This window comes from Roseofilum sp. KMC-1, assembly GCF_057802075.1.
Genome location: NZ_CM173605.1, coordinates 2,772,565 through 2,784,940 on the forward strand (window position 1 = coordinate 2,772,565; position 12,376 = coordinate 2,784,940).

A 12,376-nucleotide genomic window follows, 5' to 3' on the forward strand; every position below is an offset into this window, starting at 1 on the left:
AATAGGTAATGGGTAATCAAGAAAACATTAAACTTTTAGTCTTAGATATCGATGGGACGATCGCCGGTTTATCCAATCAAATCCGTCAACCGGTAATAGAGGCAATCGCTCAAGTCCAAGATCGGGGAATTTTAGTCGCTGTTGCCACAGGGCGCATGTTCTGCTCGGCTTTGCGCTTCTATCAGGCGATCGGTGGTGAGCTGCCCTTGATTTGCTACAACGGAGCCTTAATTCAAGACCCCAAAACTGATAAAATTCACCAACATCTTCCCATCTCTATTCCCTTAGCAGGCACAGTCCTTGATTTTCTAGATCAACCCCACTATCGTGATCAGATTACGATTCATTTCTATATTGATGATTGTTTGTATGTGCGGGCAATGGGAAAAGATACCTGCAAATATCTAGAGCGTACTTCTGCACCGGTTCGATTGGTAAAGGACTTAAAAGAGTCGCTAACGGTAGAGCCGACGAAAATTTTAGCTCTGAGTGAAAATCTTGACTTAATTGATGAACTTGCGGCGGATTTATGCGTCACTTTTACTCAAGATCAACTGCATTTTACCAAATCTACACCGACATTTCTTGAAATTACCCATCCTCAAGCAAATAAGGGGTTAGCGGTGCAATACTTAGCAGAAACTCTGTTGGGATTGGACGCAGAAAATGTGATGGCGATCGGCGATAATTTTAATGATTTAGAAATGCTCAAGTATGCTGGAATGGGTATTGCTATGGGTAATGCTCCTGCCCCAGTTCAAAGGATTGCCAATTGGATCGCCCCCTCGATAGAAGAGGATGGTGTGGTTGCTGCTATAACTGAGTTTTTGGTCATGGGTAATGGGTAATCTTCCCATCTCCCCCATTACCCGTTACTCCACTTTGTGCGGTGATTCCTCTTCAATGGACTTTGACTCTAGGGGAGCATCAAGTACCTTAGCAATGCGATCGCGGGTTTTTTCTAAATGGGCCTTAGTATAAGTATCTAAGCCTCTTCCCTCTCGGCGCAAGGTGCGATCGATTTGGTCTTCTAATTGTCGTAGGTTATACCAAGCTAGGGTAACGGCATCTTCGGGAACCCTAACTTGTCGTAGGCTCATCTTGCTCAAAACTTCCACATATTCCCGTTGCAAAGCGCGACGGATACTCGATAGGTTGGCAATATCTCCATCAATCACTTCTGTCCAAATGCTCTCTTGCAGGGTGCTGAAGAGTTCGGGTAATCTGAAAACTTCTTCTGTGGCATCGGTTTTTAGCTCCAGATCTTGCAGACGCGATAGACGGGTGGGGGAGAGCAGAGAGCGCAAAACAACTTGCTGTAAGAAAAGGAGGCGATCGCTAATCGGATAATCCAACTCAAACAAATCTGGGAATGCTCCCCAATGAGACCAACGAGAGGGGGCTAATTGGTTCAGCAACTGGGGTGAAAACTGAAAAGCTTCTGCGGAAAACACATATTGATTTATTGCCCCTAATGCCCCTCGTTGCTTCTCGGCCGATAGGGGTTGAAAGGGTAGTCCCCCATTGGGATCGCCCGCATAATGGCGATTAAAGGATTGTCCCCCCACATAGAGGGTCAAATCCATGGCATTGCGGAAATAGTAGAAAAATACGGTATCGAATAAGTCCCGCATTTCACTAAAGCTTTCACCCGGAGCTGGCGATCGCCGGTTTAACCGAGACCACATCGCTTGAGCGTTTTCCAACTGCCATTGGGCATAAGTGAGCGGATCGTTACTGAGATCGAAAGTATTCACCGCCGGATCGAGATGACTGATGTAATCCTCATCTGTACCATAAGCTAATTCTGGCTCGGCTGCTCGTTGGGCAATTTGGCGTAATTCGCGCAACTCTGCTTCTGGAGAAACCGCATCTAGGGGTTTATAGCCATACTCGATCGCCCAAATATCATAAGGCCCTAATTTCGTCGAGAAATAATCCCCTTGAGGTTTTCCAGGAGGAGCTAAATTAGGCGCTACATAATCCATAACTGACCCCACCATACCCAAGGTGCGGGTAATTTCTGGGTTTTGTAATTCTTCCGGACTCAGGAGGGTACTGCCATGAAAATTATGCCGTAATCCCAAGGTATGACCGACTTCATGGGCGACTAAAAAACGGATGAATTGTTGTACATAACTCTCCATTTCTGCGCTACTGGGTAATACATTTTGAGTCAAAGAGAGGGAAGTGGCCCCAATCGCCAATTGCCGGTTAAACTCTTTGGCAAAACACAAATCCCGGTCTAAAAGGGATTTGCTTAAGGGAAACCCAGCAAGCGGATCTTTTTTCTCTACAGACTCTTCCGAAAGGTCAACCCCCCGTAAGTAACTGTTTTCTAGGGTGGCTCGGCAAAAGGTAGAGAGTAAATTCTGTCCTTGTGCCCCTCCTGCGTCGGGATTAACTAGGGTTTGATATTGGCCTTTAATCAAGCGCACCACATTGGCATCGATCAAAACATCCGCATCTAAAATTTCCCCAGTTAGGGGGTTGGTTCGGGAAGGGCCAATACCGTAAAAACTGGGTTCAAAGGAACTCGACCAGCGCACTACATTGTAGCGAATATCCGCCGGAGTCCAATCGGCATTATCGGGCATTTGTCGCGCTTCGATTGCTTGAGGTAATCCAGCTTGGGTAAAGGCTTCATTCCACATGAGAATCCCTTCTTTGACAGCTTCTCGATATTCCAGGGGAACGGTATTTTCAATCCAGAAGACTAAGGGTTTTCCCGGCTCGATGTTCCAGCGATTAATGTAGCGGACGAAGGGATCGCGGCGATCGCTATTGGAAAATGTCTTATAGGCTGTTATAAAATAACCCACGCGCTCATCTGCTAACCGAGGGCGATAGTTATGGGTGGGTAAGGATGAAAAACTATAATGCACTGCTAAATTAAAGGCGCGGCTATCAGGCAAGCTGGGCAAGCTAATGAAACCTCCCCCTACGCCACTAAACCCGTAGAGAGCTTCAATTTCCACATTTTGAGGAAAATTTTCGACTTGAGTAATATAGGAATTCTCTGGGGATAGGGTATAGGCTCCATTGAGGAGATAGGGTAAGAATGTGGATAAGCCACTGAGATCCCCTTCTCCCATTACCATAGTGCTGGCATCAATGAGTAGAGATTTTCTTTCTGGGTGAATACTTTCGATCTTCAAGGAATAGAGAACTGAATCACTAAAGCCTTCATTGAGCGATCGCGCTAAGGGATCGCCAGGATTGGTGCGAAAATTGGTTTGGGGAACCACAAATTGCACCCGGTCTTGCACTTTGCGAAACTGAAATAAGATCTCCCCCATGGGCATTCCGTTTAATAAAAATCCTTCACCAATGCCATTGGATAGGGTCATCACGCATAAGAAATTCTGATTGAGCTGTTCGGGGGCAATTTCTAAATAGAGATGCTCATTATTTTCGGTTGGATAGAGGGGAAATAAACCGTCCTGTTTCTGGGTTCCTGCAATTAAATCATCAAAGGATTTGGGAGTTTTAGCTTCTGGGGATTCTTCGGCTTTGAGCTGATAGGAAAGCTTCGGGGAAACTTGCACCACTGGGGTAACTGGTCGATCCGCAACTATCCCCCAACTGGGCAAGATGGCTACAACTAAAAATCCCAGAATTAAACAGGCAATTAGATATCGTTTTTTCATACCCCAGTCCAATATTTGAATGTTCTTGTCGATCCCATGGTTCGATCCCCCTAAATCCCCCTTAAAAAGGGGGACTTTCTTCACTTCCCCCCTTTTTAAGGGGGGTAAGGGGGGATCAAACCGTCTCTTGATGACCCCTTACCCATTCATGTCCGCTTGCGGAAACTTGGTATAATCCCCAGATGGCCATAGCCCGCAAATAATGGCTGGCGCGGAAGGTTCCGGCTGCGGTAATGGCTTCTGGGGTGCGAAACTGTAGACCATGGGTATAAATTTGATTGACTACGGCTTCCGCGATCGCAAAAGCTTCGGCTTTCATTCCCTGTTGTAACATAAATGCGGCTAAACCGAAGTTAATCCCTGTCCAAATTTCCAGGGGGTGGGTGGCGTTGGGGTTTTCGGGTGAGCCATCGGGGTTAACACCATTGGCTACACCGAGGGCAGCGCGATCGCCGTTTTGGGTCTGGTTAAAGAGGGTAAAACAGGTGTGATAGATGGTTTTTAGGGTGGTCTGAGTGCAGTCTTCTGGCACGATGGGCGGTAAATTTAATAACTGGGCATAAAATTGACCGCAGAGCTGATCGGCCATCACCACTTGCGATCCGCTTTCGCTATCGAGGTTATAGTATTGGCCATTCCAGAGCGTTTTTTGATACAGGGGCTTGGACTGGGTTAACCAGGTTGACCATTGTACAATCTGAGCTTCAAGATCGGCAGAGGGAGAATTTTGGGCGGCTTGCAGTCTTTGTCCGATGGCAATCGCCCCCTCTAAAGCGGCTAACCATAACCCCCCACAATAGGCGCTAATGCCTTTGAGTTGCCAATCATCAAAGGTTTGATCGGGCGCTCCTGAGTTTTCGGGAATGCCATCTCCATCGAGATCGAAGGTTTTTAGATAGTCTAAAGTTTCGACAATGGCTAACCAGCACTCTTGCAAAAATTCTAGATCCTCTGCCCCTGTCCAGAGAAAATACCGATACACTTGTAGCACAAAATCACAGCCCAAGTCTTTCCAGAGGTTGCAGTCTTGATAGCTGGTGTAATTGGTTTTTTCCCAGGGATGTTCGTTAGGAGCGCCTAAATCGTGGGGGGTGGCACTGGCAATTTTACGGACTGCTGTAGCTTGATTGTAGCCAATAATTCTTGGGGTATTGTCTCCCTGGGGAATGGCGCGAGCAAAGGCTAACAGGACTGATTTTTCCAGTTTGGGCCACAAGAGGGTGAGGGCAAAGCCGCCATAGAGCCGCACGTCTAGACTTTCATACCAGCGATAGTCTAGGCATTCGAGTACCCCAAATTGGCCGATGGGATCGTTTTCTGTGCCTGCTGTCCAGAGGGTTCCCCCGTCGGCAAGCAGGTAGAGTTCATTAAAGAGGGCCATTTTGAGGGTTTCGGGAAATCCGCGATCGCCTAGAATCGGTTTGCGCCATTCGTTAATCGCCTCTTTCCAGGTATCAGAATGTTTGAGGGCTGTGCGTATCATTGACCAGGTATTTTTGCCATTGCGCCCGAAAAAGTCGGTATAGCGGCGATAGTATTCGATCGGTTTACCGGCGTTTTCTATACCAGTTGAGGGCAGTTGCCCTGAAAAGTCACTGCTGTTTTGAGTATAGCCAAATGCGGTAACGGGGAAGTCCCAAGCGAGGATAAAGGGGATCTTGCGGCTGCGTCCAGGTCTGAGCGTGAAGCGGACGGCGATCGCACAGGCTAGACGTTCTCCGGATGCGGCTGGGGTTTCGTCTTCTGAGTCGGACAAGGAGCCATCGGTGGCAAAGGATGACCAAATGGCATCCCCGCTAGTGCTGGGGTTCCAACGGGTATGATAAAACACTTCCACGGCTGGGTTAGAGATGGTGGCGATCGCCCATTGTCCTTCCCCTTCTTCCGGGATCTCATGGGTACTTAGGCGACTCATGAGGCATCCCACCCGAAAGTTATTTTCGATCCACCGATTATAATTATCCGTACTTTCTCCCCATCGAGGTTGATACTCATAAACCGGCGATCCATCATCCCGAACCTTAATTTCTGGGGTTTTAATCCTATTGGTAAACCAACCCACCGTATTTTCCCAGGTCAGCATTATGCTCAAGGTGAGGGGTTGATCGGTGGGGTTATGGGCAGTCCATTCAAAGATGGCTAGGGGATAGCTGGTTTCTTGATAATTGTGAGGAATGACGGGGGAAAATTGCTCGCACACCAGTTGGGAATGGTACACCCCTTGGTAGTGATACCAGCTTTGCGGATAAAGAGCGCTATAGGTTCCCGTTTGTTGGATGGCACTGGTGGGGGGATACCATTGCCAACTGCTTAGGGTTCCGTCTGTGGGGGGTTGGGTGCTGAGGGCATAGGTTTTGCTGCGTCCGTCTTCTGTTTGTTCAAAGACGCTAAACTGACAGGCAGGTAGGGTTTTGAAGATATGCTCTCCCCCGTCAATATGCCAGAGGTTGAAGTCTCCCCTGGGCGATCGCCCGATACATCCTGCACCTAAGCCACCGAGGGGCATTCCATGCCAAGGGCCATCATCTAAATTGGAAGCATAACGCACGGTGTAAGGGTTATCCCACCCTAAGCCGAGGGGGCGTTGCCATGCACAGGAAGGAATCTGGGGTTGAAAGGGTTGATTGGTCATAGGGTTTAATTTACAGGTCTCGGCGCGATAGTAGGGCGATTCTCCACGTACCGAGGACAAAGGAGAAACAGGGCTGATCTCCCACAGGAATCAGGAGTTTGGCTACTGGTAAGTGCCCCAAGGGAGCCTCAAGGCTAAAGGTCAATTGATCATAATTTAACCAGACTTCTTGCGATCGCCACCCGACTTTTTCCCCAAACTCAGCATAATTGTGATGGGTGAGGTTCCAGATCTGCTGTTGGATGATAAAGCCAAAATGACTGTGGCTATGTTCTCTCCACAGGCGATTGAGCTGTTGTAGATCTGAGGCATCGATCGCCAGAGCATGGGATTTTCTGATGTAGCCTTCTGAAGTGCGATCGCTTAACTGCAATAATATCCTACCGGTTTCTCTATCCGCCGCTTCCCATTTTTGTTCCCTCAGCAGATGGTCTAGCGTCTTATAGGTCGAGTCACGAGGATTGAGTGTTTCCATTGGCGTATTTTTCCTCATTTTTTCCTTAAATTTATAATATCGCTTTTCGGCTCTTTTCCTCCATCTACTCCCCTTGTAAATCGTGAACTCATCATGATATAAATAAGAGTCTTGACTCAATTATCCCCTACTGCTTTATGTCTTCTTCCTTTGCAATCTGCCCTTTGGCGAACTTAGACTATATTCCCTATCTTGACGATCAGGGCCAATTTCCCGAACAGTTCTCTAAACAGATAGGAGTCTATGCCATCTTCGATCGCAATCAGGTTTTGCAGTTGGTTCATTATTCGCGGGATATTTATCTGAGCCTCAAGCAACATATGGTACGCCAACCTGAAGCCTGTTATTGGCTTAAAGCCTATATCATTGATAAGCCAAACCGCAGCCAATTAGAACAAATCAAAGCAGCTTGGATTGCTGAAAATGGCTCAATTCCCTTGGGTAATGGCGAAGCGTTTAGTCAATGGACTGATCCCATTGATGCTAAGGTTTTGATGACCGATGAGGAGAAGTCCACCTATGAAACCAGTGATGAATTAGAAAGAATTAAGCTCTTAAAAAATGTGTCTCGTCGAGTCCAAGCAGAAATTTTAGCCCGCTTGGAACCTCGCCATATTCAAGATTCATTTCAGTTTAATTCTAAGTTAAAAGAAAAGGGACTATTGGATTTGAAGTAGCAATGTAGGGTGGGCATTGTCTAACTATGGTCGCTCCGATTCATTAGATTGCCAGAGAACTTTACTCACTTTCTGCCAAGTTTTCTGGGCAGCTTCCTTGATCTGATTGCGGTTATACCATTTCTGAAACTCTTGTTCATATTCCGCATCCGTCATTTGGTAAGTATTCCAGGTTTTCAGACCGAGGAGCAATCCCCAGATTAGAACCACATAAATAGACCAGGAAAATGTACCCACACTGACTAAATTGATGACTGCCAGAAAACTATTGGCAATAATATATTTTCCGGCATCTTTCTTTAGAGTTTGATAGCGCTGAATATCAAACTCTTTACGATATTTAAGCTTGCCTTTTTTATCCTGCCATTCTTGCTCGGCCGCCTTTAACTGTTCAGGGGGAATTTCTAGCTCGGTGGCAATTTCCACTAACTGTTCATAAGAAAACTCTTCTACATGATCTTGGCGGGCGATCGCCAACTGCAAAATCTGTTGAATATCCTCTTGGCGATAGGAGCGAGAGATAGGCGACGAAGAACCAGACATCATCTTAAGTTAGGCTTCACTGATAGGGTAAGAACAATCCAATCACCGATCGGGTGAGGTTTGTGAGGGTACAGATGGGTAATCGTTTTTCCCTTTCTATTATGCCGAAGTTGAAGCGATTTAGACAAGCCAGAGAGATTTAGTCGATTAAAGCTATGATTGATGCACGGGTTGAAGTGTAAGAAAAGTATACTATGATTAAGCTACTGTCAATCTAATTACAATTACACAGCACACAGCCTTGATAATCGGGAGAACAAGGCACATCCTCCCCCGATGCGATGGCGCAATCTCAAAATCCGAGGTGTCTTATGAACGGCAATATTCGTGACGGCAATATTCGTGTGGGCAGTCTGTTGGGTATTCCCTTCTATATCCATCTATCTTGGTTTCTGTTTATCGGTTTAGTGATGTTCAACTATGGAACTATCGGATTAGGTACTTCTCTGCTGGCCTTTTCTTCGGTTATACTCCACGAACTTGGTCATAGTCTGGTTGCCATTCGTCAAGGTATTGGGGTGAAGTCCATTACCTTGTTTCTGTTTGGGGGACTGGCGCGTTTTGAAAAAGAAGCGGAAACTCCTAGTCAAACGTTTTGGGTGGCGATCGCCGGCCCTACGGTCAATTTAATTCTCTTTGGTCTCTGTACTGCCATCGTACTGTTGATGGGCAGAGCGATCACGACTCATTCCCTGATGATTGCCCTCTTAGCCTCAATTTTTGGCTCTCTAGCGTACATTAACCTGATTTTAGGCCTTGTTAACCTGATTCCCGGTTTACCCCTGGATGGGGGCCATATTCTCAAGGCTGTGGTGTGGAAAATTACCGGTAAACAGAAGCGGGGCCTGGTGTTTGCCAGTCGTATGGGACAACTGATTGGTTGTTTTGGTATGGCGATCTCTATACCCTCCCTGTTAGATATGGTTGTGTTGGGTATTCCCATTTACGATGGTATTTGGATGTTCATCATCAGTTGGTTTATGCTGCAAAATGGGGCTGCTTTTCACAAATTAGTAGATTTTCAGACGAAACTCCACTCTCAGCTCCATGAATTTGTACAGGTTGATGCTCAAAATTTTTCCCATCTCGATTTGAAGTTTTACCAGCAGGCACAAAGGCAATTAGAACGTTTAGGTTTTGAGAAACTGGCAGATATTGAAGATGTGACACTCTCTGAAGCCAACCGAAGTCAACCGCGTGTTTTGATTCGGGTGATGCTCAGTCGAGATCGCCGCACAGTAGCTGGAATTTATCACTTTCCTTCCCCCCAATCATTTAAAGTCTTTCAGGTGATCGGTTTAGCTCCCAAAGGGAGTAAAATTGTAGAGCTAGAATCTGAATTTAAAGGCGGGACATTTCTGATCACTGGCAATACTCAAGGTTTAAATAGCGCGCCATTTCCCAAAATTGAGAATCAGCAATTTCCTGGAGAGACATCCATTTCTGAATTGGTTAGAGAGCATCGCATTCGCGTCAGAGATCTCAATCCCCATACTCCCGCATTAATCATACGAAACTTTGACCAGGCGATCGCCATGGCACATCGCTTACAAGCTCTTAAAAATAGCCACAAACAAGCTCAAGGCTACCTCACTCGCGAAGATATTGAACGTCAGGCCCAAAAAGGTCAAGAAGCAGCAGCCGAAGCTCTTGGGAATGCTCTTGAAGGCCTTAAAACTCGAAAATCAGAAGAAGAATAATGTCTAGAAAGTTTCGCTGTCGAACTCACATTAACATCAGATTGTTGGTAACCATGAATGTCCTATAAGATGGGCATCAACTGTAGACAGTGTTAATCCATAGTGAATAGCTGTAGCCGCAATAAATCGATCGGCTGGATCTTGATGAGAGAGGGCAATTTTGCGACTGAGAGTAGCAATGGCATAATTGAGTTTTGCCTCATGAGTGGGTATGGAGTGTAAAGCCAAACCAACCCATGTATTATCATCAGGCTGTAAAGTCATCCGTCCTTTTTCTGATCAAATAAGCGTTTCCCAAACACTAATCGGACTCAGCCAAAGTTGAGTTCTAGGATCTGCTATTAGGGTTTGTAGGTGTATGAGTAATCGTCGATCGCCGAGTAAGTACCAAAGCCCGGACGTGCAACTGCGTTAGTGGCAGGATAAACAATGGCTAAGGGTTTGCCTTCATGAAGAATCGTGAGGGGAATTTTGCTCTGTTCAACTTCTATCAGTAGATTTTGTAAGCTCTCTGGTAATTCAGTTGTGGTAATTTGTGTCATTTTCTCACCCTATAGACTCGATCTAGTTTAGCATTGACTGCAAGTGCAACTTTGACCGGGCGATCGCCATGGAACATCGCTTAGAAACAAGTCTTGAACCGGATTTGATATTAAGAAATATCAGCCGAAGCTCTGGCGAATGCTCTGGAAGACCTGAAAAAGGGAGATTGAGCGTGAAGAATAGGCAGATTTTAAACCCATGAGCCGAACTTTTCAAGGACGGATAATCCCCCTAAAATACCCTTAACTGTCCATGAGGCGATCGCTACAATAGAGAGAGCGAGGCGCACCCCTCCCCCGATGTGATGCAATCTGAAAATCAGAGGTGTTTTATGAATGGCAATATTCGTGTGGGCAGTCTTTTTGGCATTCCCTTCTATATTAATCCTTCCTGGTTTCTCGTTCTCGGTTTAGTGACGTTGAACTATGGAACCACCCTAAGTGCTAATTTTCCCCAACTGGGTTCAGCCCTACCCTGGATTTTAGGATTAGGGGCTGCTTTGCTGCTCTTTTCTTCTGTGTTGGCACACGAACTCGGCCATAGTCTGGTTGCTATCCGTCAGGGCATTGGCGTAAATTCGATTACCCTATTTCTGTTTGGGGGACTCGCGAGTTTAGAGAAAGAATCAAAAACTCCTGCTGAAGCCTTTTGGGTGGCGATCGCCGGCCCTGCGGTTAGTTTAATCCTCTTTGGTCTATTTACGGGTTTGGCCCTATACATCCCCCTGAGTGCCCCCATAGCCGCCATTATTGAGCTTCTGGCCTACATTAACCTGGTTTTAGCCCTTTTTAACCTCATTCCCGGCTTACCCCTGGATGGCGGCAATATTCTCAAGGCTCTAGTGTGGAAAATTACCGGAAACCCGAACCGGGCGGTGGTGTTTGCCAGTCGCATGGGACAAATCATTGGTTGGTTTGGCGTAGCTGTTGGCGGACTCTCTGTGTTGAATATTCAACTGGTTCTGTTTGGTGTGCCCATTACCGGTAGTATTTGGACGCTCTTAATTGGTTGGTTCCTGCTCCAAAATGCCGGTCGTTCTGCCCAGTCTGCAACCTTGCAAGATATTCTCGCTCACCTGAAAGCCGAAGATGCCGTTCATGCAGAAAGTCCTATCGTTACCTCAACTCTCTCCCTGCGCGAGTTTGCTAATAACTATGTGATTGGTCAAAAACAATGGAAAAAGTTCTTGGTGGTGGATGAAGAGGGTTGTCTGTTAGGCACAATTGCCATTGACGATATGCGATCAGTTCCCACCTCCGAATGGCCGGAAACCACGGTTCAATCCTTGGTTAAGCCGACTCCCACTTCAGAAATTATCCAATCGAATCAAACCCTTTTGGAAGTTGTACAACTCTTAGAACAAAAACAATTATCTGAACTTCCTGTCGTCCGCGACAACGGTGTTTTAGTTGGCTTACTGGATAAGGCAGAAATTGCTCGCTTAGTTCAGCAACAAGCCTGATTGACGATTTATTGTCGGCGAATGGGTGATGGTAGAGAGTCTTCATCACCCATTTCCCCATTTCCCCATAACCCATTACCAGAGGAGTTGCTATGAACAATCAACTTTCGCAGCTCTACGACAAAGATTTTAATTTGTGGATTGAGAAAACGGTCAATACTTTAGAGGTAGGTGAATTCAATGCCCTAGATGTGGAACACTTAATCGAAGAAATTGCTGATATGGGGCGCAATACGAAGCGGGAGATTTTTAGTCGCTTAAAAGTGTTATTAATGCACTTACTCAAGTGGAAGTATCAACCCGAAAAACGGACATCAAGTTGGATAAATACCATTGATGAGCAACGAGAACAACTAGAGCTGATCTTAAATGATAGCCCCAGCTTAAAACCCTATCTTGAAGAGATCTTCTCAGACTGTTATCAAAAGGCTACTCGTGCAGCAGTGAATGAAACCCATTTACCGAAGCAGGTGTTTCCCGTAGATTGTCCTTTTTCTCAAGCACAGGTCTTAGATATAGATTATTTCCCCAACGAGGAGGGGTAAATCGACTAGAAAACCAGATATCGCTAGTCCAAATGAGTTGTGTATATCCCTCTGGTCATTGAGTGGGTTAGTGGCTTATCCTGGTTGTATCACTGTAGGGTCAGACCCCATAGGGCTGACTCTCTGTTGAAAGTGGTTTCAAGGACTCC

The 12,376-nt window shown here is 46.2% G+C and carries 11 protein-coding genes; 5 read left to right on the top strand and 6 right to left on the bottom strand.

Annotated features, from left to right (window positions below):
* Positions 1–8 precede the first annotated feature (8 nt).
* Positions 9–848 (top strand): Cof-type HAD-IIB family hydrolase, encoded by an 840-nt coding sequence (locus AC3FZD_RS13050; RefSeq protein WP_488736448.1) that lies wholly within the window; start codon positions 9–11, stop codon positions 846–848.
* Between the two features lie 24 nt (positions 849–872).
* Here AC3FZD_RS13050 and AC3FZD_RS13055 read toward each other — a convergent pair whose 3' ends face one another.
* The 3 genes from AC3FZD_RS13055 to AC3FZD_RS13065 all read right to left on the bottom strand — a co-directional run bounded on the left by AC3FZD_RS13055 (position 873) and on the right by AC3FZD_RS13065 (position 6,757).
* Positions 873–3,650: a zinc-dependent metalloprotease gene (locus AC3FZD_RS13055; RefSeq protein ID WP_488736449.1), complete on the bottom strand. Its 2,778-nt coding sequence runs from the start codon at positions 3,648–3,650 to the stop codon at positions 873–875.
* Positions 3,651–3,765: 115 nt separating this feature from the next.
* On the bottom strand, positions 3,766–6,282 hold the full coding sequence (locus tag AC3FZD_RS13060; RefSeq protein WP_488736450.1) for a GH116 family glycosyl hydrolase: 2,517 nt from the start codon (positions 6,280–6,282) through the stop codon (positions 3,766–3,768).
* 10 nt (positions 6,283–6,292) lie between these two features.
* Positions 6,293–6,757: a GUN4 domain-containing protein gene (locus tag AC3FZD_RS13065; RefSeq protein WP_488736451.1), complete on the bottom strand. Its 465-nt coding sequence runs from the start codon at positions 6,755–6,757 to the stop codon at positions 6,293–6,295.
* Between the two features lie 137 nt (positions 6,758–6,894).
* Here AC3FZD_RS13065 and AC3FZD_RS13070 point away from each other — a divergent pair, with 137 nt between their 5' ends.
* A complete protein-coding gene (locus tag AC3FZD_RS13070) occupies positions 6,895–7,434 on the top strand; it encodes a GIY-YIG nuclease family protein (RefSeq protein WP_488736452.1) in 540 nt (179 codons plus the stop codon).
* A 24-nt stretch (positions 7,435–7,458) separates the two neighbouring features.
* Here the strand turns inward: AC3FZD_RS13070 and AC3FZD_RS13075 are convergent, their stop codons facing one another.
* Positions 7,459–7,980 (bottom strand): 2TM domain-containing protein, encoded by a 522-nt coding sequence (locus AC3FZD_RS13075; RefSeq protein ID WP_488736453.1) that lies wholly within the window; start codon positions 7,978–7,980, stop codon positions 7,459–7,461.
* A 308-nt stretch (positions 7,981–8,288) separates the two neighbouring features.
* Between AC3FZD_RS13075 and AC3FZD_RS13080 the strand changes: the two genes are divergently transcribed.
* Complete coding sequence (locus AC3FZD_RS13080) at positions 8,289–9,677, top strand: site-2 protease family protein (protein WP_488736454.1); 1,389 nt, start codon at positions 8,289–8,291, stop codon at positions 9,675–9,677.
* Between the two features lie 36 nt (positions 9,678–9,713).
* Here AC3FZD_RS13080 and AC3FZD_RS13085 read toward each other — a convergent pair whose 3' ends face one another.
* Positions 9,714–9,941, bottom strand: coding sequence for a hypothetical protein (locus tag AC3FZD_RS13085; protein ID WP_488736455.1), 228 nt, complete (start codon positions 9,939–9,941; stop codon positions 9,714–9,716).
* Positions 9,942–10,018: 77 nt separating this feature from the next.
* Entirely contained in the window at positions 10,019–10,219 is a 201-nt protein-coding gene (locus AC3FZD_RS13090) for a type II toxin-antitoxin system Phd/YefM family antitoxin (RefSeq protein ID WP_488736456.1), read from the bottom strand.
* Between the two features lie 332 nt (positions 10,220–10,551).
* Here AC3FZD_RS13090 and AC3FZD_RS13095 point away from each other — a divergent pair, with 332 nt between their 5' ends.
* Complete coding sequence (locus AC3FZD_RS13095; RefSeq protein WP_488736457.1) at positions 10,552–11,682, top strand: site-2 protease family protein; 1,131 nt, start codon at positions 10,552–10,554, stop codon at positions 11,680–11,682.
* Positions 11,683–11,774: 92 nt separating this feature from the next.
* Positions 11,775–12,227, top strand: a complete 453-nt coding sequence (locus AC3FZD_RS13100) for a DUF29 domain-containing protein (protein WP_488736458.1) — start codon at positions 11,775–11,777, stop codon at positions 12,225–12,227.
* The last annotated feature ends 149 nt before the right edge of the window (positions 12,228–12,376 follow it).